24 protein-coding genes are annotated in these 23,733 nt (G+C 59.8%); 13 read left to right on the forward strand and 11 right to left on the reverse strand.

Features of this window, described 5'->3' with window-relative positions; all coding sequences use genetic code 11:
• Window position 1 precedes the first annotated feature (1 nt).
• A complete protein-coding gene (folK, locus tag L901_RS01645; protein ID WP_174056904.1) occupies window positions 2-517 on the forward strand; it encodes a 2-amino-4-hydroxy-6-hydroxymethyldihydropteridine diphosphokinase in 516 nt (171 codons plus the stop codon).
• Between the two features lie 14 nt (window positions 518-531).
• On the opposite strand, the gene L901_RS01650 is transcribed toward folK, so the two are convergent.
• The 4 genes from L901_RS01650 to L901_RS01665 form a co-directional block, all read right to left on the reverse strand.
• Complete coding sequence (locus L901_RS01650; RefSeq protein ID WP_003521427.1) at window positions 532-1,092, reverse strand: hypothetical protein; 561 nt, start codon at window positions 1,090-1,092, stop codon at window positions 532-534.
• Between the two features lie 129 nt (window positions 1,093-1,221).
• Entirely contained in the window at window positions 1,222-2,301 is a 1,080-nt protein-coding gene (locus L901_RS01655; protein ID WP_020810822.1) for a YcjF family protein, read from the reverse strand.
• Window positions 2,298-3,776: a YcjX family protein gene (locus L901_RS01660; RefSeq protein WP_059752773.1), complete on the reverse strand. Its 1,479-nt coding sequence runs from the start codon at window positions 3,774-3,776 to the stop codon at window positions 2,298-2,300. The genes L901_RS01655 and L901_RS01660 overlap by 4 nt, the downstream gene beginning before the upstream one ends.
• Window positions 3,777-3,905: 129 nt before the next feature.
• Window positions 3,906-4,382: a histidine phosphatase family protein gene (locus tag L901_RS01665; RefSeq protein WP_059753198.1), complete on the reverse strand. Its 477-nt coding sequence runs from the start codon at window positions 4,380-4,382 to the stop codon at window positions 3,906-3,908.
• Between the two features lie 302 nt (window positions 4,383-4,684).
• On the opposite strand from L901_RS01665, the gene dksA reads away from it, so the two are divergent.
• Window positions 4,685-5,104, forward strand: a complete 420-nt coding sequence (gene dksA, locus L901_RS01670; RefSeq protein ID WP_003496274.1) for an RNA polymerase-binding protein DksA — start codon at window positions 4,685-4,687, stop codon at window positions 5,102-5,104.
• 111 nt (window positions 5,105-5,215) lie between these two features.
• Here the strand turns inward: dksA and L901_RS01675 are convergent, their stop codons facing one another.
• Together L901_RS01675 and L901_RS26820 are read right to left on the reverse strand one after the other, a co-directional pair.
• Window positions 5,216-6,466: a flagellar biosynthetic protein FliO gene (locus tag L901_RS01675; protein WP_059752776.1), complete on the reverse strand. Its 1,251-nt coding sequence runs from the start codon at window positions 6,464-6,466 to the stop codon at window positions 5,216-5,218.
• Window positions 6,467-6,646: 180 nt separating this feature from the next.
• Window positions 6,647-6,940 (reverse strand): hypothetical protein, encoded by a 294-nt coding sequence (locus tag L901_RS26820; protein WP_156430040.1) that lies wholly within the window; start codon window positions 6,938-6,940, stop codon window positions 6,647-6,649.
• Between the two features lie 214 nt (window positions 6,941-7,154).
• Between L901_RS26820 and cckA the strand changes: the two genes are divergently transcribed.
• The 5 genes from cckA (at window position 7,155) to L901_RS01705 (ending at window position 14,177) form a co-directional block, all read left to right on the forward strand.
• Window positions 7,155-9,743: a cell cycle histidine kinase CckA gene (cckA, locus tag L901_RS01685; protein ID WP_059752778.1), complete on the forward strand. Its 2,589-nt coding sequence runs from the start codon at window positions 7,155-7,157 to the stop codon at window positions 9,741-9,743.
• 283 nt (window positions 9,744-10,026) lie between these two features.
• Window positions 10,027-10,383 (forward strand): ATP-dependent Clp protease adapter ClpS, encoded by a 357-nt coding sequence (gene clpS, locus L901_RS01690; RefSeq protein ID WP_003521420.1) that lies wholly within the window; start codon window positions 10,027-10,029, stop codon window positions 10,381-10,383.
• 10 nt (window positions 10,384-10,393) lie between these two features.
• Window positions 10,394-12,907 carry an ATP-dependent Clp protease ATP-binding subunit ClpA gene (gene clpA, locus L901_RS01695; protein ID WP_003521419.1) on the forward strand — a complete coding sequence of 838 codons (2,514 nt, stop codon included), beginning with the start codon at window positions 10,394-10,396 and terminating at the stop codon, window positions 12,905-12,907.
• Window positions 12,908-13,077: 170 nt separating this feature from the next.
• Window positions 13,078-13,836: an AzlC family ABC transporter permease gene (locus L901_RS01700; protein WP_020810567.1), complete on the forward strand. Its 759-nt coding sequence runs from the start codon at window positions 13,078-13,080 to the stop codon at window positions 13,834-13,836.
• The gene (locus L901_RS01705) at window positions 13,833-14,177 is read left to right on the forward strand and encodes an AzlD domain-containing protein (protein ID WP_020810566.1); all 345 of its coding nucleotides are present in this window, start codon (window positions 13,833-13,835) and stop codon (window positions 14,175-14,177) included. Before L901_RS01700 ends, L901_RS01705 begins: the two co-directional genes overlap by 4 nt.
• A gap of 17 nt (window positions 14,178-14,194) precedes the next feature.
• On the opposite strand, the gene L901_RS01710 is transcribed toward L901_RS01705, so the two are convergent.
• Window positions 14,195-15,058 (reverse strand): LysR substrate-binding domain-containing protein, encoded by an 864-nt coding sequence (locus tag L901_RS01710; RefSeq protein ID WP_059752780.1) that lies wholly within the window; start codon window positions 15,056-15,058, stop codon window positions 14,195-14,197.
• 110 nt (window positions 15,059-15,168) lie between these two features.
• Here L901_RS01710 and L901_RS01715 point away from each other — a divergent pair, with 110 nt between their 5' ends.
• Window positions 15,169-16,020 (forward strand): DUF1989 domain-containing protein, encoded by an 852-nt coding sequence (locus tag L901_RS01715; RefSeq protein ID WP_059752782.1) that lies wholly within the window; start codon window positions 15,169-15,171, stop codon window positions 16,018-16,020.
• Window positions 16,021-16,177: 157 nt separating this feature from the next.
• Here the strand turns inward: L901_RS01715 and L901_RS01720 are convergent, their stop codons facing one another.
• From L901_RS01720 to L901_RS01735, 4 genes are read right to left on the reverse strand one after another with little or no spacing between them, the layout of a single operon-like run.
• The gene (locus tag L901_RS01720) at window positions 16,178-16,609 is read right to left on the reverse strand and encodes an HIT family protein (protein ID WP_003521413.1); all 432 of its coding nucleotides are present in this window, start codon (window positions 16,607-16,609) and stop codon (window positions 16,178-16,180) included.
• A 22-nt stretch (window positions 16,610-16,631) separates the two neighbouring features.
• The gene (locus tag L901_RS01725) at window positions 16,632-17,825 is read right to left on the reverse strand and encodes a GNAT family N-acetyltransferase (RefSeq protein ID WP_059752785.1); all 1,194 of its coding nucleotides are present in this window, start codon (window positions 17,823-17,825) and stop codon (window positions 16,632-16,634) included.
• The gene (locus L901_RS01730; RefSeq protein ID WP_059752787.1) at window positions 17,822-18,562 is read right to left on the reverse strand and encodes a glycerophosphodiester phosphodiesterase; all 741 of its coding nucleotides are present in this window, start codon (window positions 18,560-18,562) and stop codon (window positions 17,822-17,824) included. The genes L901_RS01725 and L901_RS01730 overlap by 4 nt, the downstream gene beginning before the upstream one ends.
• Window positions 18,559-19,029: a RidA family protein gene (locus L901_RS01735; protein ID WP_003521410.1), complete on the reverse strand. Its 471-nt coding sequence runs from the start codon at window positions 19,027-19,029 to the stop codon at window positions 18,559-18,561. The genes L901_RS01730 and L901_RS01735 overlap by 4 nt, the downstream gene beginning before the upstream one ends.
• Window positions 19,030-19,145: 116 nt before the next feature.
• Between L901_RS01735 and L901_RS01740 the strand changes: the two genes are divergently transcribed.
• The 5 genes from L901_RS01740 (at window position 19,146) to frr (ending at window position 23,673) form a co-directional block, all read left to right on the forward strand.
• Window positions 19,146-19,988 (forward strand): cell envelope integrity EipB family protein, encoded by an 843-nt coding sequence (locus L901_RS01740; protein WP_003521409.1) that lies wholly within the window; start codon window positions 19,146-19,148, stop codon window positions 19,986-19,988.
• 192 nt (window positions 19,989-20,180) lie between these two features.
• Entirely contained in the window at window positions 20,181-20,948 is a 768-nt protein-coding gene (rpsB, locus tag L901_RS01745) for a 30S ribosomal protein S2 (RefSeq protein ID WP_035262376.1), read from the forward strand.
• A gap of 358 nt (window positions 20,949-21,306) precedes the next feature.
• Window positions 21,307-22,233 (forward strand): translation elongation factor Ts, encoded by a 927-nt coding sequence (gene tsf, locus L901_RS01750; RefSeq protein ID WP_059752789.1) that lies wholly within the window; start codon window positions 21,307-21,309, stop codon window positions 22,231-22,233.
• Window positions 22,234-22,329: 96 nt separating this feature from the next.
• Window positions 22,330-23,052 carry a UMP kinase gene (gene pyrH / locus L901_RS01755; protein WP_003502561.1) on the forward strand — a complete coding sequence of 241 codons (723 nt, stop codon included), beginning with the start codon at window positions 22,330-22,332 and terminating at the stop codon, window positions 23,050-23,052.
• A 63-nt stretch (window positions 23,053-23,115) separates the two neighbouring features.
• Entirely contained in the window at window positions 23,116-23,673 is a 558-nt protein-coding gene (frr, locus tag L901_RS01760) for a ribosome recycling factor (RefSeq protein ID WP_003521407.1), read from the forward strand.
• Window positions 23,674-23,733: the final 60 nt, after the last annotated feature.

A 23,733-nucleotide genomic window follows, 5' to 3' on the forward strand; every position in this document is an offset into this window, starting at 1 on the left:
GATGACCGTCGCCGCTTTGGGGCTCGGCGGCAATATCGGCGATCCCGCCGCCGCCATGGCAAGGGCGCTCCGCGAACTCGATGCGCGTGACGATTGCCGCCTGCTGGCCGTGTCCGGCCTTTACCGCACGCCGCCCTGGGGCAAGACGGATCAGGCGGATTTCTTCAATTGCTGCGCCTTGGTCGAAACCTCGCTTTCAGCGCCCGCGCTGCTGCAACTATGCCTCGACATCGAAAAGGGCATGAAGCGGGTGCGCACGGAACGCTGGGGTCCGCGCACCATCGATATCGATGTGCTGACCTATGGGAATGATTCTCTCGTTACGGAAAGCATCGAAGTGCCACATCCACGCATGACGGAGCGCGCTTTCGTGCTGATGCCGCTTGCCGATATCGCGCCCGACCTTGAGGTAAAAGGCAAGCCCGTGCGGGAATGGCTTCAGCAGGCGGACAAGACGGGCATTGTCAGCGCAAACGAAAAACGGGAGTGGTGGACACTCCCGCTTGGCGATGGCTGAGAAGAGTATGGCTTTTACGGCTTGATCGAACCGACGGCGAGCTGGTCGATATCGCGCGCCAGCGTCACACCGATGACCGGGATCATCTGGTCGGCGACCTTGACCGAAATGGTGATGTTCATCGAATTGTCGTTCGAGACGCGGGCGACCATCGCACCGTTGAGCTTGGCGCGGTTGATGCCGACGACGACCTTGTCGCCGCTGACCTGTCCAGAGGTGATGTCCAGTCCCTTGCCTTCGGCGCCGTCGAGGAATTTGCCCTCGTAAGAGTTGCCCTTCTGGCTGATGACGGCAGACATGGGCTGGCTGAAGACGCCGACGCGGCAGGTGCCGCCGAGCTTGATGCCGGTCTGCTTGTCGTCGAGCGGCTCGCCCGTCAGATCGCAGGTGAATTTCGTGCCCTTGTATTTACCGGCGACGATTTCGCCCGGGCCTTTCCAGACACCGGCCACGGAGCGGAAGAACACGTCGTCGCGATCGCGCGATGCGGCATGGACGTCAGACATGCCGAAACCGCCGCTGACGGACAATATGGCGGCAAGCCCGCCCACAAGCGAAAAGAAGCGCGAATACATGATACTTTCCCCGGCGAAGATGCCTGTTCGATAGGCTGCAATCTACCGGCGGAATGGTTAATGCTTGGTTTATTTCGCTCTCATTTGCGGCTTCGTTCGTAACCTTTTGAACCGTCCAAGCCCGGGCAATCAGGCTTTTTCACCGGTTTTTCCACCGCTTAAATCGGGTGTGAGGTCGGACATGAAATCGCCGATCCCCGGCCGCTTCACCGCCCTGAACGGCAGCGGACGGCACAGATCCATCGCGGCAATGCCGATTCGCGCCGTCATCAGGCCGTTGATGACGCCTTCGCCGAGTCGCGCCGAGAGTTTCGAGGCAAGACCGTGGCCGAGAACCTGCTGGGCAAGCCCGTCGCCAACGGCGATCGAGCCTGTGACGGCAAGATGGGCGACGACATCGCGCAGCAGCTTCAGCATGCCGAGCGTACCGGGACGGCCGCCATAAAGCTCCGCCATGGCGCGCACCAGCCGCGTCACTTCAAACAGCACGTAAGCGAGATCGACCACCGCGCGCGGGCTGACTGCGGTGACGACGGAGACGCGCTTGGACGAATTGAGAATGAGGGCGCGGGCCTGCCTGTCGAGCGGCACGAGCAACTCACGTTCGGCAAGCTCGATCAGATGTGGGCCGTCGATCACATCGTTTTCGGTTTCCTTCAGCGCCGCACGCCCCTTGGCCGTTTCGGCCCGGTGGGAGAGAACGGCATTCAGGCGGGTGACGATGGCGCGTGCGGGTTTCGGGCTCTTATCGAGGCTCGCTGTTTCAGCGTCCGCCTTGAGGGACTGCACGGCATTGAGCCGCATGATGCCGAAGACTTCCCGGCCGACGAGAACGAGAACGGCGAAAAGCGCTACAATAAGAGCGGTAGTGGCCGTGTAACCCAGCCAGTCGGAACGGGAGAACAGGTTGCGGATGAGCTGATCCGCCCAGAGCCCGAAGGCGAGCGAGAACAAGACGCCAAGCGCGCCGAGCGCAAGCTTGCCGAAGGAGAAGCGGCTTTTCTTCGGAGACGCCACCGGCAAGGCGGCGGCATCGATCTCCTCAGGCGCCAGAAACGGATCGTCCTCGTCGGGTGTCAGCGAAATCTCGGCGTCGAAGCTGCGCGGCGCGCGTTTCTGTGCGGCGGACGGTCGTGCCGTCTCTTCGGTTTCAAGCGTGAAAGCGGCCGGGCGGCGCGCCTGCGGATCGTTTTGTGTGGGAAGCTTCATGCGAGCTTGTCTCCGAACAGGAACTGCATGGCGCGGTCGAGCCTGATATGGGGAACGGAAAGCCTGATGCCGCCGCTGCCCGGCTCGTCTATATTCGGCGGGCGGAAGCGCACGACATTGACGTCCGGCAGCGACGCCTTGTCGCCATCCCTGTCGATGCTGCGGAAAAGCGGCTCGGGATCTTCAGGCAGATCGCCGGGAAAGATCGCTGTCTTGCGATTGCCGTCGAAAGTCTCGCCATTGATGGTTTCACCGGCCATGGGTGTGCCGACGATAACGGGCAGCTCGTGGCCGTCCTGCCGCACGCTTGCCTCTCTGGTAGCGCGCACGGAAGCGAGCGCCATGACCTCGATGCCGGCGCCATTCATGCCGATGGTGGTGATGGCGCGGTCCACCAGACGGCGGGTCAGGCGCTCCAGCCGGTCGTGGCTTTCGTGATGCAGGTGATCGGCCTTGGTGGCGGCGATCAGCACCTTGTCGATGCGACGGCCGATCAGCGACGACAGCAGGCTGTTGGTGCCGGGGCGGAAACAGGCGAGAACATCGCCCAGCGCCCGCTCCAGATCCTGGACGGCTTCCGGGCCGCGATTGACCGCCTGCAGCGTGTCGATCAGAACGATCTGCCGGTCGAGGCGGGCGAAATGCTCGCGGAAGAAGGGTTTGACCACAATCGACTTGTAGGCGTCATAGCGCCGTTCCATCATGGCGCGCAGCGAGCCCTTGGGCGCTTTCTCATCCGTCAGGCCGGGAAGCGGTGCGAAGGTCAGCGCGGGCGATCCTTCCAGATCGCCGGGCATCAGGAAACGGCCGGGCGGCAGGGTCGAGAGTGATCTTTCATCGGATTTGCAGGCCTTCAGATAGGCTGCGAAACTTTCGGCCAAACGTCGGGCCGTCATCTCGTCAGCCGGTGCGTTGATGTCGAGAGAAGAGGCGATCGCCAGCCATTCCTGCGCCAGTTCGGCGCGAATGCCGCTTCCGGCAAGGGCGACGGTCGCGTCGCTGAACTGTTTATAGTCCTGCGACAGAAGCGGCAGGTCGAGCAGCCATTCGCCGGGATAATCAACGATATCGATGGAAAGCTTGCCGGCCGAAAACCATCGGCCCCAGCCGCTGGCGCTCTGATAATCCAGCGTTATCCTGAGTTCCGAGATCGCCCGTGTCGAATCCGGCCATAGCCGGTCGCGCACCAGCGCCTGAATATGATCCTCATATTGAAAACGCGGAATGGCGTCATCCGGCTGCGGCTCCAGCCGCACATTCGAGACGCGTCCGGACCGCATCGCCTCGAACAGCGGCAGCCGGCCGCCATTCAGAAGATTGTGGACGAGGGAAGAGATGAAAACCGTCTTGCCCGCCCGCGAAAGGCCGGTAACGCCAAGCCGCAATGTCGGGTGGGTGAGGTTGCTCGCACGGTCGGCCAGATTATCGAATGCGATAAGCGCGCTGTCTGTCAGGGACGTAAGAGAAGGCGGCAATGGCAGTTTCCTGGCTGTGTTTAACGGTCACGGCTGCAATATAGGAAGGTATGGCTGCCCAAAAAAGAAGCGCTCCAGCGGATTTTCAGCAGGGCGGCTTTGCAAAATTCTTACGAAGGGCCGTAGCGATTATTTGCCCGGCGCGAGAAAATCGACCAGCCGCCAGCTGTTTTTACCGTTTGCGGCGCTGTCATCATGGTCGAGAACCGCAAGGCCCGATGTGGGAAAGCCCGAGGGCAGGGCGGCATGCAGCAAATCCTCGCCGATCATCGCTTCCAGCGTCGCCTCCATGGTGGGGTTGTGGCCCACCAGCATCACCGATTGCGCCTGCGCCTGCGCGGCGATGAGGGAAAGATAGGTTTCGCTGCGGGCATTATACATCTCATCGACGTAGAAGATGTCTATGCCCTCGTTGAAGGCACGCTGCCAAGCCTGCGTGGTCTGCCGGCAGCGCGCGGCGGTGGATGACAGAAGCAGATCGGGGCGGTAATGCCGGTCGGCGGCAAGGTCGGCGATGACCTCCGCCTCGGCAAAACCGGCTTCGTTCAATCCCCGGTCGAAATCCCGTTCTCCCGGCGCCGCCCAGGCGGCCTTGGCGTGGCGCAGAAGATAAACTCGGCTCGGGGAAGATGCTGTCAAGGGCGGGGACCGGCGTTCGAATGTCAGGGCACGGGTTGAATGCTACAGGATAGGGTTGCAGGACCGCAAGTCCTCTTTCCTGTTGGTAAGTCGCGTTGAAGTGATTGAAGAAGAGTTCGCTTCAATACGAATAAAGGATAAAAATTAGTCATTTAGATGATTTTTGTGTCAGTTTTAAAAATGCCTGAAAACTGATCTGCAGACTTGAATCGGCCACTATCATTGGAGTATACACCGCCGCATTGAGATGTTCTTCGAGGAGAATCGCGTTGAGTGAGAAGATCGATCTTAGCAAATATGTGCTCTCGGAAGACGATGAGTTCATGAATGCCAGCCAGCGGGCTTACTTCCGCGCGAAGCTGGTCGCCTGGAAAAATGACATCCTGAGAGAAGCGCGCGAGACCCTCGGACATCTCGCCGAAGAAAGCGCCAACCACCCCGATCTCGCCGATCGGGCTTCCTCCGAAACGGACCGGGCGATCGAACTTCGCGCTCGCGACCGTCAGCGCAAGCTGATTTCAAAGATCGATGCAGCTCTTCAGCGGATCGAAGACGGCACTTACGGTTACTGTGAGGAAACGGGCGAGCCTATCGGCCTCAAGCGTCTGGACGCCCGCCCGATTGCAACGCTCTCCATCGAGGCGCAGGAGCGTCACGAGCGTCGCGAAAAAGTCTATCGCGACGAATAAGGCGCTGCGGCCGGCAGGTCGGCAAATCGCATGACAAATAAATTAAGGGCACGGAAATCGCTTCCGTGCCCTTTTTCTATTTCAAAGTTCTGGTCGGAAGACCCGCGCGCGTCAACGGTCGCGGGTCACGGAAAGCTCTCCGAAGATACGCGCCATTTCCTTCTGCATGTCTCCATCCGGTGAAGCGCCGGTGACAGGTGGGGAAGCTGGCTGGCTCTTCACCTGCTTTTCGGCGACAGGGGCGATGGACGGCTCATTATCCGCCTCCTTGCTCTTGGCGATTTCCGCCTCGAGGAAGCTTTCGAAATCGCTGGCGAGCTCATCGGAAAATTTCGGCTCGGCGTCGTTCGAAGCCACAGCCGGATTTTCAGGCTTGGGCGGGAAAGGTGCGGGCGGCGTTGTCTGTCCCGGCTTCAGGTCGGGAAGGACGCGCTCCCGTGCAGCGTCGAGAAAATCGGCGGCGATGGACTGGTCGATCACCGGCTCGCGCGCGGCAAAGACGGGCGGGGCGAATTCCGCAGTCCGTTCTTCCGCCTTTGCCTCGACGGGCGCCTGTGCAGGGATCGGCGGTGTGACAGGTGCCGGAGCCGGCACGACGGGCTCGGCACGCCTGGGTTCCGTTCGGGCCGCAGCCATGTCGAGCGATGCAGCCGCCATCGGCAAGACGGCAGCGACCGGAGCCGTTGCAACCGGTATCGGCGGCGGTGTGGGGCGCGCTGTCTCCCGCTCGGGTGCCGCCTGTCTTGCCGGCGGCGCGGTTTCGCGCGCCGTTGAAGGCGTGGGTACGGGTTGCGGCGGGGTCGATGGGCGTGGCGGAACCTGTGCCACGGCTGCCGCAACGGGTGCTGGACGCGGGGAGGGCACAGGTGCCGGCGGCTCCGGCCGCTGTGCTTGCTTCACGGGTTCTTCAGGCACGGAACCGGGAGCCGCAGCCGCAACGGGCTGCTGTTGCGGCAGGGCGGGGCGACGTTCCTGCTGGATCGCCGGCTCGGCTCTCTTCTGCTCGCTTTCCTGGCGCGGCAGCGCCTTCAATTCCGGCTCCTGCACGTCCCTGACAATGGGGATCGCGCCTATACCGCTTTCGATGACGATATCCGTCGGACCGCCGATCATGACGAGATGCTCGACATTGTCGCGGCGCACCAGCACCAGACGGCGGCGTGCGTCCACGGCCGTTGCATCGAGAACCTGCAGTCGCGGCTGCCGGTTGCGCCCGCCCCGGATGAAAGGGGCAGAACCGCTGCGCCTGCGCAGAAGCCACAGCGCAATCGCCAGAACAAGCAGGGCCACACCCACGCCGACGACGGCGACGATGAGACGGTTTCCATAAGCGCCGATAAAATCTTCCATCATGGAGATCATCCCTTCAGATTTTTTGGCTTTTTCGTTTCTTGGGCAATTAATATTGCCGTGGTTCTTATAAAGTGAACGTCAAGCAGGAAAAGACGATTTTTTTGGGCGCGATACAAGGTTTATTCCTTTCGCCCCACAGGATTGCCGCCTCAACCGTAACGACGCCACCAAAGCGCCATATCTCGTCCTTCAATGCTGAAAGACAGTGAAAGTTGCAATTCTTTTGCCGAAGGAGCGTTCCGGAATGTCCCAGTCATTGCGCATTAACGGCTCCCCCGCACGGCATTTGATGCGTGTTGTTTTGCTGTTGCCACCGTTTTTCGCGTTTCCGCATTCGATGGCCTGGGCCGAAGACAAGGTGCCGAATAACGCCGCGACCATGGCGGAATTCGTGCGCGACAATCCTTCCTGCGTCGACTTCACGGACGGATGCTCGGTTTGCACCGTCGCTGACGGCAAGATCGTCTGTTCCGCGCCGCGCATTCAATGTCAGGTGAAGGAGCTGACCTGTACCAGGCCGTAGTCTTTTAAGGCTTTTATACACCTTTCAGGCCGTTTTCGCTGTGCGTTTTTAAGCCTTTGTGTCCTGGCGGAGCTTTTTGCCGGTCAAGCGAGTTGCTACAAGAAATTTTACTGCCCGATTCCGTCAGGGAAATGGGGCTGACCGAATGACGACCTGCACGACTGCGAGGCCAAGATGACACGGGTGCGCGAGACAAGCGACAACGACCTTCCGCTGGTGGACAGGCGCGCCCGTTCCGGCACGGTCTTGCGCATTCTGCTTCTGGCGCTGGTTCTGATCGCCGCCGCTGCCGCCTTCGTCTATTTCAAGGATTCGCTCGAAAACGAAATCGTGCTCGGCATTCTCGGCGTGCTGGCCATGATGGGCATCTTCTTCCTGGTCTCGTCGATCATCGGCTTCATCGAGGTCATGCCGCAGTCGCAATCGGATGGGCTTGCCCGCCGCTTTCTCTCGGCCCATCCCGAAGGCACGCTGATCACCGACGCCAAGGGGCATATGGTCTATGCCAACGCCACCTATTGCCGGATGAGCGGCACCACCAAGGCGAGCGATATCCAGAGTCTCGAAACGCTCCTGTCGCGCAGCCGGGAATCGACCGAAGCGCTTTACCGGCTCATCAACGTGCTGCGCGAAGGCCGCGACGGTTACGAAGAATTCCGCTTGCTCAAACCGCTGGGTGAGGACTCTAACACCGGGCCGCACTGGTACAGGCTGAAGGGCCGCGTGCTGAAGGATGCGGGTGGCGAGGGGCTGCATGTCTTCCAGATCGCCGATATCACGCCGGAACGCGAGGATCAGGAGCGCTTTTTCCGCGAATTGCAGAATGCCATCGATTACCTCGATCATGCCCCGGCCGGTTTCTTTTCCGCCGGGCGCAAGGGCGAGATCGTTTATCTGAACGCTACCCTGTCGGAATGGCTCGGCATCGATCTGGCGCAGTTTTCGCCCGGTTCTATGACCGTTTCCGATATCGTCGCCGGCGAGGGCATGGCGCTGATCGAATCGGTGCATCCGCAGGGCACGGCGAAGCGCACTGAAATCCTCGATCTCGACATGCGACGGGTGAACGGCCAGAGCATGCCGGCCCGCCTCGTGCATCAGGTCACCTCGAAAGATGGCGCGCCCGGCGAGAGCCGCACCATCGTCCTGATGCGCCCAAAGGGGCAGGAGGATACGGAATCCTCCTCCGCCATGCGTTTCACCCGCTTTTTCAACAACACGCCGATGGCGATTGCTTCGCTCGACGGCGAAGGCCGCATCCTGCGGATCAACGCGCCCTTCCTGAAATTGTTCTCCGGCGTCGTCGGACGCGACGATATCGATCGCGGCGTGGCGCTTGAGACGGTTATTCACGACAATGAGAAGCCGCGGCTCGAGCAGGCGCTGGCCGAAGCGAAGGACCGTCAGGGTGACATTGCACCCTTCGATTCCCGCCACCCGAGCGACGAGGGCCGGCATTTCCGCTTCTACGTCAACGCTGTCATCGATCAGGACGATGAAGCGCCGGAAGAGGTGGCTATCGTCTATGCCATAGAAGTGACCGAGCAGAAGGCGCTCGAGACCCAGATGGCACAGACGCAGAAGATGAATGCCGTTGGCACCCTCGCAGGCGGCATCGCCCACGATTTCAACAACGTATTGACCGCCATCCTGCTGTCGTCGGACCATCTTCTGCTACAGGCGCGGCCTGCCGATCCGAGCTTCGCCGATCTCATGGAGATCAAGCGCAACGCCAACCGCGCGGCCGTTCTGGTGCGCCAGCTTCTGGCGTTCTCGCGCAAGCAGACCATGCGTCCGGCCATCCTCAACCTGACGGATGTGATCGGTGATCTGCGCATGCTGGTGGACAGGCTTATTTCCGGCACCAATGTCAAGCTGGAGGTCGATTATGGCCGCGATCTGTGGCCGGTGAAGACGGATCTGTCGCAGTTCGAGCAGGTGCTCATCAATCTCTGCGTCAATGCGCGCGACGCCATGCCCGACGGCGGCAAGATCACCATCAGGACGCGCAACGTCGACGCGAAGGAAATCGCAGCGCTCGGCCGTCCGGAATTCCCGGCCGAGGACATGGTGATGGTGGAAGTTGCCGATAACGGCACGGGTATTCCGCCCGAGATCATGGACAAGATTTTCGAACCCTTCTTCACCACCAAGGAAGTCGGCAAGGGCACCGGCCTTGGCCTGTCGATGGTCTATGGCATCGTCAAGCAGTCGGGCGGTTATATCTATCCCGAATCGGAAGTGGGCAAGGGAACCGCCTTCCGCATCTACCTGCCGCGCTATGTGGTGGAGGCCGCTCAGAGCAACGGACAGCAGCCCGGCGAGGCGGCGCTTGCTCCGGTCATCGCGGCCGAGCCGGTGAAGGAAGAGCCGCTGGACCTGACCGGCAAATCCGCCGTCGTGCTTCTGGTGGAGGACGAGGAAGCGGTGCGGCGCGGCGGCAAGCGCATGCTGGAAACCCGAGGCTACACCGTGCACGAGGCCGGCTCCGGCACCGAAGCCCTTGAGGTGATGGAGGAGCTGGAAGGCAAGGTCGACATCGTCGTTTCCGACGTCGTGATGCCGGAAATGGACGGTCCGTCACTGCTGAGAGAACTGCGTAAATCCTATCCGGACCTGAAATTCATCTTCGTTTCGGGTTATGCAGAGGATGCCTTCGCAAAGAACCTGCCGGCGGACGCCAAGTTCGGTTTCCTGCCGAAACCCTTCTCGCTCAAGCAGCTCGCCATCGCCGTTCGCGAAATGCTCGACGACAAGGAATAAGGCCTGCGGCGGCGAACCGGATTCGGCTGCGCCGCGACCTGTCGCATCCATTTGCATCCGGCCTGAAAAATGCGCCACTACTGCGGGTCCCTGTCTTCCTGCGCCCCGGTTGCCCCCATATCCGCACTTTTCCCGAGGTTTGCCTCTTCGCAAACGCAATAGTGATTGCACCGTTTCGCAAGGGGCTTAAAATCGCGTCTTAACGACCTAGATATGAAGAGGCGAAGTTCTCCCTCCTGGCAAAGAACTGTCGGTTTGAGAACGGTTTGGAGAATGATGAAAGATGATCGCTAGGCCGATCTACATGCAGGGCGAGGGCGAAGGGGAAGACGGCGGCGGCACCAACCGCGGAACGTCTGTTATCACCCGCGTCAAGCCAAAAACAAAAAGACCGAATTTGTACCGTGTTCTTTTACTGAATGACGACTACACTCCCATGGAATTCGTCATCCACATTCTGGAGCGTTTTTTCCAGAAGGATCGCGAAGCGGCAACCCGCATCATGCTGCACGTGCACCAGCACGGCGTGGGCGAATGCGGGGTGTTTACATATGAGGTCGCAGAGACGAAAGTAAGCCAGGTCATGGATTTCGCCCGACAGCACCAGCATCCGCTGCAATGCGTCATGGAAAAGAAATGAGGATCGCAACGTGCCAACTTTTTCCCCAAGTCTCGAGAAGGCGCTGCACCAGGCACTGACCTTTGCAAATGAGCGTCACCACGAATATGCGACGCTGGAACATCTCCTTCTGGCGCTGATCGACGACGCGGATGCCGCAGCCGTCATGGGCGCCTGCAATGTCGATCTCGATGCGCTGCGCAAGACTGTCAGCGATTACGTCGACAATGAACTGACGAACCTCGTCACGGGTTACGACGAGGATTCCAAACCCACATCCGGCTTCCAGCGCGTCATCCAGCGGGCCGTCATCCATGTTCAATCGTCCGGCCGCGAGGAAGTGACCGGCGCGAACGTGCTTGTGGCCATTTTTGCCGAGCGCGAAAGCCACGCCGCTTATTTCCTGCAGGAGCAGGAGATGACCCGTTACGACGCGGTCAACTACATCTCCCATGGCATCGGTAAGCGCCCCGGCACGTCGCAGACGCGCACGCCGCGTGGTGCCGATGAACCGGAAAGCGAAAACAAGGCGAGCCGCAGCAATCCCGAGGAAGACGGATCGTCCGCCAAGAAGCAGCAGGATGCGCTGAAGGCCTATTGCATCAACCTCAATGAAAAGGCGAAAAACGGCAAGATCGATCCGCTGATCGGCCGTCATGACGAGGTCAACCGCACGATCCAGATCCTCTGCCGTCGCTCCAAGAACAACCCGCTTTATGTGGGGGATCCGGGCGTGGGCAAGACGGCGATTGCCGAAGGTCTCGCCAAGCGCATCGTCGAAGGCAAGGTGCCGGAAGCGCTTGCCAATGACACCATCTTCTCGCTCGACATGGGCACACTGCTGGCCGGAACCCGCTATCGCGGCGATTTCGAAGAGCGGCTGAAGCAGGTCGTTAAAGAGCTCGAAGAATATCCGGGCGCGGTTCTGTTCATCGATGAAATCCACACCGTCATCGGTGCGGGCGCCACATCCGGCGGCGCAATGGATGCATCGAACCTCTTGAAGCCTGCTTTGTCGTCGGGTGCGATCCGCTGCATCGGCTCCACCACCTACAAGGAGTACCGTCAGTTCTTCGAAAAGGACCGTGCACTCGTGCGCCGTTTCCAGAAGATCGACGTCAATGAGCCGTCCATCGATGACGCCATCGCGATCATGAAGGGGCTGAAGCCTTATTTCGAGGATTATCATCACCTGAGATATTCCAACGAGGCGATCAAGGCTGCCGTGGAACTGTCGGCCCGCTACATTTCCGACCGCAAGCTGCCAGACAAGGCGATCGATGTGATCGACGAGACCGGTGCGGCGCAGATGCTGCTGCCGGCCTCCAAGCGCCGCAAGCTGATCACCGAGCGGGAAATCGAGGCCACCATCGCGACGATGGCCCGCATTCCGCCGAAGACGGTTTCCAAGGATGACGAGATGGTTCTCGCCAACCTTGAAAAGGAACTGCGTTCCGTCGTCTACGGTCAGGATATCGCCATCGAGGCGCTTGCCACGGCCATCAAGCTGGCCCGCGCTGGTCTGCGCGAACCGAACAAGCCGATCGGCTCCTATGTCTTCTCCGGCCCGACGGGCGTGGGCAAGACGGAAGTGGCCAAGCAGCTTGCCGCCTCGCTCGGCGTCGAGATGCTGCGCTTCGACATGTCGGAATATATGGAACGTCATACCGTGTCGCGCCTGCTTGGCGCACCTCCCGGTTATGTCGGCTTCGATCAGGGCGGTCTGTTGACCGACGGTGTCGACCAGCACCCGCATTCCGTGGTGCTGCTGGACGAAATCGAAAAGGCGCATCCGGATATCTACAACATCCTGTTGCAGGTGATGGACCATGGCTCGCTGACCGACCATAACGGCAAGAAGATCGACTTCCGCAACGTCATCCTCATCATGACGACCAATGCGGGCGCATCCGAAATGGCGAAATCCGCCATCGGTTTCGGTTCTTCCCGGCGCACGGGCGAGGATGAAGAGGCAATCAACCGTCTGTTCACCCCGGAATTCCGCAACCGTCTGGATGCGATCATTCCGTTCTCGCCGCTGCCGACTGCCGTCATCCACAAGGTGGTGCAGAAGTTCGTCATGCAGCTGGAAACCCAGCTGTCTGAGCGCAACGTCACCTTCGATCTGCATGAAGATGCGATCTCCTGGCTGGCGGAGAAGGGTTACGACGAGAAGATGGGCGCCCGCCCGCTGTCGCGCGTAATCCAGGAAAACATCAAGAAGCCGCTCGCCAATGAAATCCTCTTCGGCAAGCTCAAGAAGGGCGGCGTCGTCAGCGTCACCGTCGGCAAGAAGGACGACGGCTCCGAAGGTCTCATACTCGAGGTCCTGCCGGAGACAGCGCCCGTGAAGCCGCAGCCGGAGGCCGAACTGAAGGCGGCCAAATCGCCCGGCAAGGCAAAGGCCAAGACGAAACCTGCTTCCAAGGCGGCGAAGGCCAATGAAGAGGCGGATGTCCTTGTTGCCGAGGCCGACAAGTCGGACGAGGACAGCAAGCCGCGCCGCAAGACCAATGCGGTGCCGAAAGTGCCGAAGAAGAAATGATGAAGGTCTTCGACCGATAAACCGATGCCGGGCGAAAGCCCGGCATTTTCATGTATGAAGCGCGTCGCGTTTTCCCTGATACCTCCGGCGCGTTTTGTTTTTTGTTTTATGCATGACGTTACCCCGAAGCTGCGGCACAGTTTCGGGTGACATGCACAAGTGGGTCAGCAATGCAGACTGCCGACAGCGATACCATCCCCCTAAGCGGCTGGTTTTTCAGGGGAATGCGGGGCATATTTTCGCTGCCCTCGCTCATTCTGATGACATCTTTCGTCGGTTTCAGCGCTTTCGCGCTGGAATCCGGTGTCGCGCGCGGTGAAGCCGTGTTCATGACGCTGATGATCTGGGCCCTGCCGGCCAAGATGATCCTGATCGGCTCCATGGTCGGCGGAGCTAATCTTGCCGCCTGCTTTCTGGCGGTGACGCTGTCGTCGGTCCGGATGATGCCGATGGTCGCCTCCATCGTTCCGGAAATGCGCGGCGCGAAGACCCCGACATGGATTTTGCTGTTTCTCTCGCATTTCGTCGCAATCACCGCCTGGGTCTTTGCCACACAGAATCTTTCCAGGGTACCGCGTGAAGCCCGCGCCGCCTGGTTCGCCGGTTTCGGCATGACGCTCACCGTGGTCAATGCCATCATCGTCGGCCTGTGTTACGGCGTTGTTGCCGCCTTTCCGCCGCTTGTCGCCGGCGTGCTGTTTTTTCTCACACCGGTCTATTTCGTGGCATCGATCTGGGCTTCGGCCCGTCATTCCGTCGTCAAGGTCGCCTTCGTCATCGGCGTCATCGCCGGACCCGCATTCGCGGTCATCGCACCGGAATTCGATATTCTCTATGCCGGGATAGGCGGGGGCACGGCGGCCTATCTGATCGACCGCCTCGTGTTCCGCCGCCGGATAAAACCCGTCTCACCGGAGAGCGAACCATGATGACCGAACATTGGTGGGCACCCTATCTCTTCATCGCGATTGCCGGCTGGCTGGCGACCGATCTCTGGCGCTGGCTCGGCGTTCTCGCCGGTAACCGCCTGAAGGAGGATTCCGAAGCGCTGCACTGGGTGAGGGCAGTCGCCACCGCACTCGTCATGGCCGTCACCGCCAAGCTGATCGTCTTTCCAACCGGAACGCTCGAAGCATCCCCCCTGTGGCTGCGCATCGGCGCTGCCGCACTCGGTTTCATCGCTTTTCTGATGGCAGGTCAGCGGGTCATCGTCGGCGTGGCGGTGCCGATCCTGCTTCTGGCGGGTGGTTTGTTCGCGCTCGGTTTCTGAGACTGGTATATTCGACCTCAGAGACCGTTCTCTCGGGCTTCCGCAACAAGCCAATCCGCAAGAAGTCTAGCCGGTGCGGTCATCTCTTCGGCTTCCGTCAGCCAGTAATATTTCTCCGTATCCGCCGCCCGGTCGAAGAGCACGGTCAGTCGACCTTCGGCAATCTCGTCGTGAAGCAGCGCCGTCGGGCAGAGGCCGATGCCTTGACCGGCTTTGAGAGCGGTCACGAGCAGATTGAAATCCGCGAAAACCGGACCGGCGTTATCGGGCAGGGATATTCCCCCGACTGCGAACCAGTTCTGCCAAGCCGCCTCGGTGTCGTCATGCAGCAATTCCGCTCGTAACAGGCTGTCAACATTGTCGAAAGGACCGAATTTAGCGGCATAGCCCGGCGCGCATGTCGGCCGCGTCTCCGCGCTGAAAAGCGCAACCGCATTTTCCCCGGAGGCGATGCCATGTCCTATGGTGAGATCGGCCGGTATTGTGTGATGCGCGCCGGAATAGCTGATGGATACCTGTATATCGGGGTAAAGCGCCCGAAAGCGGGGCAGGCGGGGCGTCAGAAAATGCGCCACGACCGAGGGCAGGCTGGCAAGGCGAACGGTAATGCGGTCATGGCCCTGACGGATCCGGGCGGCGCCAGAGGCAATCTGCCGTAAGGCGGTCGAAACCGTCGTGCCGAATTCCTTTCCGGCCGGGGTAAGCCTCACACCCCTCGCATACCGCTCAAACAGCGCTACACCGAGCCATGCCTCCAGATTGCGCACATGCTGGCTGACGGCAGTTGCCGTCATGCCGAGTTCCTGTGCAGCCAGAGAAAAACTCGTTCTTCTGGCTGCGGCTTCGAATGCCCGGAGGGTGGTGAGCGGCGGTAATTTCATGGTGTCTCAAGGGTAAGTAAGACTTGGCCTGAGCGCAAGAAAAACCCGTCTTGTCAGGCGGGCACACATGGCGCAATTTCGCCTCGAGATTTTGATTGCCCGAGGATTTCATGACCCCCATGCCCGCCGCCGAACCTGTCGACGCCGCTGAACGCCGCGCCGTCCGTCCTGTTGTCGTTTATCCGAACGGGACGCTTGAAATGCCAGACCTCGCGCGTCTGGAAGAAGCCAAACGAAGCATGGAAAAGATCGATGAGGTCATCGTGCCGCCGCGTGACGGCCGCACCTTTCATGTGCCGAAGGGGCATTTCTTTCGCATCGTAAGCGTTGAAGGTCCGCAGGTCGGAGACCTGAACCTCTGGAACGCCAATGATCTGACCGAGCGGTTTTTCAGCGGCAAGACCCGCGCCCTGCACGCCACCCATGTTTCGGTCGGCAACCGGCTGTGGAGCAACCTGCCGTCCCTGCGGCCGATGGCGACGATCACCCACGATACCCTGTCATGGTACGGCTTCGACGAAGACGGTGGGGGCGTTCATGACGTGATCGGCACACGCTGCGATCCCTATACCAACAAGCTCCTGAGCGGTGGCGATTACCACCATTGCTGCCATTCCAATCTGACCAATGCGCTGGCCTCCGCCAAGGGGCTGTCGTTCCGGCAGGCGGAGCCGCATGTGCATGACGTCCTCAATGTCTTCATGTGCACGGGTTTCACCCGCGACACACACCAATATTTCATGAAGGCGAGCCCGGTGCGGCCGGGTGATTATCTGGAGCTTTTTGCGGAGATCGATCTTATCGGCGCGCTGTCCGCCTGCCCGGGCGGTGATTGCAGCGCCACGCATTCGAGCGACACGGCGGCCTGCTATCCGCTGAAGGTGGAGATATTCCGGCCGGATATGGCGGTGCTTGAAGGCTGGCCTTGGCCGGAACGGAATGCTTACCGTTCTCCGGAATGATCAGTCCGAAAACCTCTCCTGCGTCATGCTCGGGCCTGTCCCGAGCATCTACAACCGATTGATTTCAGGTACGTGGTTGGATCCCCGGCACAAGGCCGAGGATGACGTCGCCTGCTATGCAGCCATCACGAAGCAAGCGCAGCCTGCTATGCAACCATCACGAAGCAAGCGCAGCCTTTATCTTCTCCGCGTGGGCCTTCAATACGTCGCCATCGGCCATCACGCCGGAATGCGGCTTCAGCGGCTCGCCTTCCTTGCGCGGAATGACGTGGAAATGCAGGTGAAAAACGGTCTGGCCAGCCGCCGGTTCGTTGAACTGCGCGATGAAGACGCCATCGGCATCGAAGGCTTCCTTGGCCGCCACGGCGAGTTTCTGCACGACGGGAATGGTCCTCGCCAGCACTTCCGGGTCGGCATCGAGCAGGTTGCGGGAGCCGGTCTTGGGAACGACCAGCAGATGGCCGGGGGCCTGCGGCATCACATCCATGAAGGCCAGCGTGTGCTCGTCCTCATAAAGCTTGTGGCTCGGAATTTCGCCGCGCAGGATTTTTGCGAAGATATTGTTGTCGTCATAGGCGCTGGCCGTCATCGTGATCTCTCCTCATGGCGGACTATACGTCCGGTTCCTGTCTCTCGCCCTTGCGGAAGGGCGTGTGTTCATCAAGATAATCGCCGATATGCTCGACTTCCTCGCGCTCGCGCTGAAGATAGTCGGCAATGGCGCGGCGCAGGCCCGGATGGACAATGAAATGCGCCGAATGGGTGGTGACCGGCATGTAACCACGCGCCAACTTGTGTTCGCCCTGAGCGCCGGCTTCCACCCGTTTCAGTCCCCTGGAAAGCGCGAAATCGATCGCCTGATGATAGCAGACCTCGAAATGCAGAAAGGGATGATCCTCGATGCAGCCCCAGTGGCGGCCATAAAGCGCATCCGAGCCGATGAAATTGATCGCACCGGCAATATAGCGTCCCTCGCGTTTCGCCATCACCAGCAGCACATCATCGGCCATGCGCTCGCCGATCAGCGAATAAAATTCCCGCGTCAGATAGGGCCGGCCCCATTTGCGGCTGCCGGTATCCATGTAGAAAGCGAAGAACTGGTCCCAGACATCCTCGGTCAGGTCGCTCCCAGTCAGCCAGTCGATCTCGATGCCGTTTTCCAGCGCCGCGCGGCGTTCCTTTTTCAGCCCCTTGCGCTTGCGCGAGGAAAGGGCGTCAAGAAAATCATCGTGGTCACGATAACCGTCATTGATGAAGTGGAACTGCTGGTCGGTCCTGTGCAGGAAATCGCGGGGCAGAAGGGCGGAAAGATCGTTCTCTTCCAGAAATGTGACATGTGCCGACGAGACGCCGATCTTTTCCGTCACCTGCGCAAGACCGGAGGCTAGGAGCGTTTTGAAACGTGTCTCGTCCTCGTTTTCGCAGACGAGCAACCGTGGTCCGGTTGCCGGCGTGAAAGGGATCGAGCATTGCAGTTTCGGATAATAATGTCCGCCGGCCCGTTCGAAAGCATCCGCCCAGCCATGGTCGAAAACATATTCGCCCTTGCTGTGGTTCTTCAGATAGGCCGGCACTGCGCCGACGAGAGCACCGGAGGCGTTTTCGAGAAGCAGATGGTGCCCAAGCCAGCCGGTTTTGGCTGTCGCCGACCCCGATTCTTCCATGGATGATAAAAATTCATGGGAAATAAAGGGGTTGTAGATTTTTCCTGACGTATTGCGCGAGGTTCCGGAAAGCCGTTTCCAGCTTTCCGGATCGATATCCCTGAAGGATTGCGCAATGCTGATGGAATAGTCTTCTGTCATGCCGTGGCGGACGGGTTCTCTCTCGGGTCGAAACCTTCGAATGTCATCTGGTCCGCATATTTATAGGTAGTCTCGCGCGCATTTTCATCCCTGACCGTCCAGGTAATCACCGGAAGGCCAAGTTTTCTTTGCGCCTCGATGAAGCTGTTGGGCAGATGACCCCAATGATAGGAGATAAAATCGAGACCCATCTGCATCGCTTCGTCATGTTTGAAGAAGTCTTCCGGCTTATCGCCTTCGGCGGTGAGACCCAGCGGCCAGGGCGAGCCGGCCGCCTTCAGATCTTTCAGCAGATGGTGGTCGAAGCTCATCAGCGCCACATGGCCCTTATAGCCCTCGAGGTCTTCCAGCACCGCCTCGGCAAAACCGTCGTCGACGCCTTCACCGGCGCGGCCTTTCAGCTCGATCACCAGCGGCACCTTGCCGGCGCAGAGCGTGAGAAGCTGCTTGAGGGTAGGGACCCGGTCCCCGGTCTGGCCGACGGCAAGAAGCGACAGCTCGGCCGATGTGCGTTCGCGCACATCGCCCTTGATGCCGGTCAGGCGGGCCATGTCGTCGTCGTGAAAAATCACCGGCACACTGTCGGCCGCCAGCTGCACGTCGCATTCGATGGCGAAACCGGCTTCGATGGCCCGGGAAAAGGCGGAAAGCGTGTTTTCCCAGACCGCCTTATTGAGATCATGATAACCGCGATGGGCGACGGGCTCAGCCGTCAGCCAGGAGAGTTTCAGCGTCATACGTCGATTTCCACGATGGCGTCGATTTCGACGGCGGCATTGAAGGGCAGGCAGGCCATGCCGACGGCGGCGCGGGCATGTTTGCCGGGTTCACCGAGTACATTGGCAATGAGATTGGAAGCGCCGTTGATGACGAGGTGCTGTTCCACGAACTCCGGAACCGACGCAACAAAGCCATTCAGCTTGATGACACGGCGGATTTTCGAGAGATCGCCATTCAAAGCGGCCTTGACCTGTGCGAGAATGTTGACGGCGCAAAGTTCGGCCGCGCGCTGGGCGCCTGGCACGTCGACATCGCGGCCAACGAGGCCCGTCACCGCAATCTTGCCCGATTCCATCGGCAGTTGACCCGATACATAAAGCAGATTGCCGCTGATGGTGAATGGAACGTAGTTTGCGGCTGGTGCTGCGGCTACGGGGAGCGTAAAGCCAAGTTCCTTGAGGCGGCCTTCGATGACGTCCGACATTTTCGTCTCCGGTTTTGTTGTAAATCCTTCAAGAATCCGGCATTCAGAAGATGTTGATCCAAAAGCCGGGCGGTTGCTTGTACAATATGAGCGGCGAGTCCAACAGGAGATATTGCATGTTTGTCAGGACGCTTGGTTTCGTTGCCGCAACAGGGCTTATGACCGGCCTGTCGAACGCTGCCAATGCCTTGCCGGTCACGGTTCCCGATCTCGTCGCCCACCGCGCCGTCTACGATCTCGAGCTCAAGGATGCGTCCGATCGCTCCGGCATCGAGGGCATGACGGGCCGCATGGTCTATGAGTTCACCGGCTCGGCCTGTCAGGGCTACAAGACGGATTTCCGTTTCGTGACGCAGATCAACACCGGCGATGCCGTGCGCATGACCGACCAGCAGACCACAACCTTCGAGGATCTGACGGCCAAGAAATTCACCTTCGAAACCAAGTCCTACACCGACGACAAGCTGGACAAGGAAGTGCAGGGCGCTGCGACCGACGGCACCGATGGCGTGAAGGTCGATCTGACCCGCCCGGATGCCCGCCAGGTCAGCCTTGTCGCCAGCGAATTCCCGACGCAGCATATGTTTCAGGTCATCGAACATGCGAAACAGGGAAAGCGCATCTTCGAATCCCGGATATTCGACGGTTCGGATGATGGTGATGAAAGTCTGATCACCTCCACCCTGGTCGGTAAGTCGCAGATGCCGAAGGATGGCGATGCCGACGCCGGCAAGGCAGGCGAATTCGCCAAGGCGGCATTCTGGCCGGTAACGATCGCCTATTACAACGACAAGACCGGCACGGACGCTTTGCCGATCTACCGCATGTCGTTCAAGCTTTACGAAAACGGAATCACCCGCGATCTGACGATGGATTACGGCGATTTCGTTCTGACGGGAAAGCTTGCGAAGCTCGATATTCTCAAGCCCGAAACCTGCGAAAACAAGCCTGTCCGCTGAAAGGCGGCGGTTTCTGCGGTTTTTTCGCATAAATGCTTGCATTTTCATGCGGGCGACTGTATGCGGCTCACCATTCCACACGCGAAGCTTGGGATGTTCCGGGAGAAATCCGGTCCGTTCCGCCCGGTGGTATCGATGAAAATCGGTGCTGTTCGCTTCGCGGGGGTTAAACCGGAAAAGGAGTAACAAGGCATGGCATTGCCCGATTTTTCTATGCGCCAGCTTCTGGAAGCTGGTGTTCACTTCGGCCACCAGACGCACCGCTGGAACCCGAAGATGAAGCCGTACATCTTCGGCGACCGTAACAACATCCACATCATCGACCTGGCTCAGACCGTTCCGATGCTGTCGCGCGCCCTTCAGGTCGTGTCCGACACCGTCGCTCGCGGCGGCCGCGTTCTGTTCGTCGGCACCAAGCGCCAGGCGTCCGAAATCATCGCCGACAGCGCAAAGCGTTCGGCCCAGTACTACGTCAACTCCCGCTGGCTCGGCGGCATGATGACCAACTGGAAGACCATCTCCAACTCGATCCAGCGCCTGCGCAAGGTCGACGAGATCCTGAACTCGGAAGCTTCCGGCTACTCCAAGAAGGAACGCCTGAACCTTGAGCGCGAACGCGAAAAGCTTGAAAAGGCTCTCGGCGGTATCCGCGATATGGGCGGCGTTCCGGACCTGATGTTCATCATCGACACCAACAAGGAAAAGATCGCGATCGAAGAAGCCAAGCGTCTTGGCATTCCGGTCGTTGCGATCATCGACAGCAACTGCGACCCGGACCACATCGACTTCCCGATCCCGGGTAACGACGATGCTTCGCGCGCCATCTCGCTTTACTGCGACCTGATCGCCCGCGCTGCCATCGACGGTATCGCCCGTCAGCAGGGCGCTTCCGGCCGCGACATCGGCGCTTCGGAAGAAGCTCCGATCGAGCCCGCTCTCGAAGACGAGGCTGGCGCCTGATATAGGCCCTGTCTGGCGGCGATCTCGGTCGCCGTCTCCTCGACCAGGATATGACAAGGCCGTCAAAGACCTTCAATGGGTTGACGGCCTTGTTCGTTTCAAGCGCTCCGCCACGTTTTTATGAAATCGCTGGCGTCCGATGCGGTTGAAACGGAAGGCAGTCTTCATAACGCTGTCATACTTCAGCGGCACCCATCATCTCGATGCATGGAGACGCCGCAGCACTTGGGAATGCGCATGCCCCTTTCCTGAAATCCTCTCCGGTTTCAAAGGGTGTGCGGCCGGGTACAGTCATCACCCAGAACTTCGGCACGGCAAATTCCGCCGGCTGACCGATCGAACCGATAAGAGGCAAACAATGACCGAAATCACAGCCGCAATGGTGAAGGAACTGCGCGAAAAGTCTGGCGCAGGCATGATGGACTGCAAGAAGGCTCTTGCTGAGACCAATGGCGACATGGAAGCGGCGATCGACTGGCTGCGCGCCAAGGGCATCGCAAAGGCCGACAAGAAGTCCGGCCGTACGGCTGCCGAAGGTCTGGTCGGCGTTGCCACCATGGGTCACAAGGCTGTCGTCGTTGAGCTGAACTCCGAAACCGACTTCGTTGCCCGTAACGATGCGTTCCAGGACCTCATCCGCGGTATCGCCCAGGTTGCCCTCACCACCAACGGCACTGTTGACGCTGTTTCCGCTGCCACCTATCCGGCAACCGGCAAGTCCGTTGCCGACAGCATCAAGGACGCGATTGCCACCATCGGTGAGAACATGACGCTCCGCCGCTCGGCAGCGCTCGAAGTTCCGCACGGCGTTGTTGCGACCTACATCCACAACGCTGCCGGCGACGGCATCGGCAAGCTCGGCGTTCTCGTTGCCCTGAAGTCGGAAGGCGACAAGGCCGTTCTGAACTCCATCGGCCGTCAGGTTGCCATGCACATCGCTGCGACCAACCCGCTCGCCATCCGCGCTGAAGAAGTCGACGCCGCCGTTGCCGAGCGCGAGCGCAACGTCTTCATCGAACAGGCCCGCGAATCCGGCAAGCCGGAAGCCATCATCGAAAAGATGGTCGATGGCCGTATGCGCAAGTTCTTCGAAGAAGTCGCCCTTCTGTCGCAGGCTTTCGTCATCAACCCGGACCTGACCGTCGGCGCTGCCGTTAAGGAAGCCGAAAAGGAAGCCGGCGCTTCCATCGAAGTGACGGGCATGGTTCGCCTGCTGCTCGGCGAAGGCGTCGAGAAGGAAGAAAGCGATTTCGCAGCCGAAGTTGCAGCCGTCGCCAAGGGCTGATTATATTTACCCAATCTTGGGAAAACGGAGGGCATCGCGTGACAACGCGGTGCCCTTCGTGTATCCGCGTTTCGGTTACATTTCCGAGGAGTCATGATGTCTTCCAAGCCGATCTACAAACGCGTTCTTCTCAAGGCTTCCGGCGAAGCCCTCATGGGCGATCAGGGTTTCGGTATCGATGTGGCGGTGGCTGACCGCATCGCTTCCGATATCGCCGAGGCGAGGGCGATGGGCGTCGAAGTCGGCGTTGTCGTCGGCGGCGGCAATATTTTCCGCGGCGTTGCCGTGGCCTCCAAAGGCGGCGACCGCGTTACCGGCGACCATATGGGCATGCTGGCGACCGTCATCAACGCGCTGGCGCTCGCAACCTCGCTGCGCAAGCTCAGCATCGATACCGTCGTTCTCTCCGCAATCGCCATGCCTGAAATCTGTGAGAGCTTCTCGCAGCGTGCGGCGCTCCATCATCTCGCGCAGGGGCGCGTGGTGATTTTCGCTGGCGGTACGGGCAACCCATTCTTCACCACTGATTCTGCCGCGGCATTGCGCGCTGCGGAAATGGGCGCCGAAGCCATCTTCAAGGGCACGCAGGTGGATGGCATCTATTCCGCCGACCCGAAGAAGGATCCGACGGCGACCCGTTTCGACGAGCTGACCCATAGCGAGGTGCTCGGCAAGGGCCTTGCGGTCATGGATATCGCAGCTGTCGCACTTGCCCGCGAAAACCATATTCCGATCATTGTTTTCTCGATCCACGAGAAGGGCGGTTTTGCGCAGATATTGACCGGCGGCGGCCGCAAGACCATCGTGCACGACAAATAATCAAAACGATGCCGCCTCAAGGGGCGATTACGGCCGGCTTGGCCGACAAGATGGAGTATCAAGATGAGTGGTGTTGACCTCAACGATATCAAGCGCCGTATGGACGGCGCCATCAATGCATTCAAGAGCGATATCGCATCGCTTCGCACCGGCCGCGCTTCGGCCAATATTCTCGATCCGGTCACCATCGAGGCTTATGGCTCGCGCGTACCGCTGAACCAGGTTGCGAATATCACCGTTCCGGAGCCGCGCATGCTCGGCGTCAACATCTGGGACAAGTCGATGGTCAACGCCGTCGACCGTGCGATCCGCGAATCCAATCTCGGCCTCAACCCCATCGTCGACGGCCAGAACCTGCGCATTCCTCTGCCTGAACTCAACGAGGAGCGCCGCAAATCGCTCGTCAAAGTCGCCCACGATTATGCCGAAAAGTCCAAGGTGGCGATTCGCCATGTGCGTCGTGATGGCATGGATGGTCTGAAAAAAGCCGAAAAGGACGGTGACATCGGTCAGGACGAAAGCCGTGGACAGTCGGAAAAGGTTCAGAAAATGACCGATGACACGATTTCGGAAATTGACCGCTTGCTTGCCGAGAAGGAAAAGGAAATCATGCAGGTCTGATATCGTTCGCGATAGACCTGTATTTTATTCGTTTTAATTCCGCGCTGCCCTGTTACTGGA

This window comes from Agrobacterium sp. D14, from assembly GCF_001526505.1.
Lineage (GTDB): Bacteria > Pseudomonadota > Alphaproteobacteria > Rhizobiales > Rhizobiaceae > Agrobacterium > Agrobacterium leguminum.

What these genes read in the sequence shown, in the direction of transcription:
- L901_RS01710 (WP_059752780.1), bottom strand. Translation starts at nt 15,058, where the DNA reads ATGAAATTACCGCCGCTCACCACCCTCCGGGCATTCGAAGCCGCAGCC.
- tsf (WP_059752789.1), top strand. Translation starts at nt 21,307, where the DNA reads ATGACCGAAATCACAGCCGCAATGGTGAAGGAACTGCGCGAAAAGTCT.
- L901_RS01720 (WP_003521413.1), bottom strand. Translation starts at nt 16,609, where the DNA reads ATGACGGCCAGCGCCTATGACGACAACAATATCTTCGCAAAAATCCTG.
- frr (WP_003521407.1), top strand. Translation starts at nt 23,116, where the DNA reads ATGAGTGGTGTTGACCTCAACGATATCAAGCGCCGTATGGACGGCGCC.
- L901_RS01730 (WP_059752787.1), bottom strand. Translation starts at nt 18,562, where the DNA reads ATGACGCTGAAACTCTCCTGGCTGACGGCTGAGCCCGTCGCCCATCGC.
- L901_RS26820 (WP_156430040.1), bottom strand. Translation starts at nt 6,940, where the DNA reads ATGCGCGGCGCGGAACAGACGATCTTGCCGTCAGCGACGGTGCAAACC.
- cckA (WP_059752778.1), top strand. Translation starts at nt 7,155, where the DNA reads ATGACACGGGTGCGCGAGACAAGCGACAACGACCTTCCGCTGGTGGAC.
- L901_RS01740 (WP_003521409.1), top strand. Translation starts at nt 19,146, where the DNA reads ATGTTTGTCAGGACGCTTGGTTTCGTTGCCGCAACAGGGCTTATGACC.
- L901_RS01650 (WP_003521427.1), bottom strand. Translation starts at nt 1,092, where the DNA reads ATGTATTCGCGCTTCTTTTCGCTTGTGGGCGGGCTTGCCGCCATATTG.
- clpS (WP_003521420.1), top strand. Translation starts at nt 10,027, where the DNA reads ATGATCGCTAGGCCGATCTACATGCAGGGCGAGGGCGAAGGGGAAGAC.
- L901_RS01725 (WP_059752785.1), bottom strand. Translation starts at nt 17,825, where the DNA reads ATGACAGAAGACTATTCCATCAGCATTGCGCAATCCTTCAGGGATATC.
- L901_RS01655 (WP_020810822.1), bottom strand. Translation starts at nt 2,301, where the DNA reads ATGAAGCTTCCCACACAAAACGATCCGCAGGCGCGCCGCCCGGCCGCT.
- L901_RS01675 (WP_059752776.1), bottom strand. Translation starts at nt 6,466, where the DNA reads ATGATCTCCATGATGGAAGATTTTATCGGCGCTTATGGAAACCGTCTC.
- L901_RS01715 (WP_059752782.1), top strand. Translation starts at nt 15,169, where the DNA reads ATGACCCCCATGCCCGCCGCCGAACCTGTCGACGCCGCTGAACGCCGC.
- rpsB (WP_035262376.1), top strand. Translation starts at nt 20,181, where the DNA reads ATGGCATTGCCCGATTTTTCTATGCGCCAGCTTCTGGAAGCTGGTGTT.
- L901_RS01705 (WP_020810566.1), top strand. Translation starts at nt 13,833, where the DNA reads ATGATGACCGAACATTGGTGGGCACCCTATCTCTTCATCGCGATTGCC.
- pyrH (WP_003502561.1), top strand. Translation starts at nt 22,330, where the DNA reads ATGTCTTCCAAGCCGATCTACAAACGCGTTCTTCTCAAGGCTTCCGGC.
- L901_RS01700 (WP_020810567.1), top strand. Translation starts at nt 13,078, where the DNA reads ATGCAGACTGCCGACAGCGATACCATCCCCCTAAGCGGCTGGTTTTTC.
- L901_RS01735 (WP_003521410.1), bottom strand. Translation starts at nt 19,029, where the DNA reads ATGTCGGACGTCATCGAAGGCCGCCTCAAGGAACTTGGCTTTACGCTC.
- folK (WP_174056904.1), top strand. Translation starts at nt 2, where the DNA reads ATGACCGTCGCCGCTTTGGGGCTCGGCGGCAATATCGGCGATCCCGCC.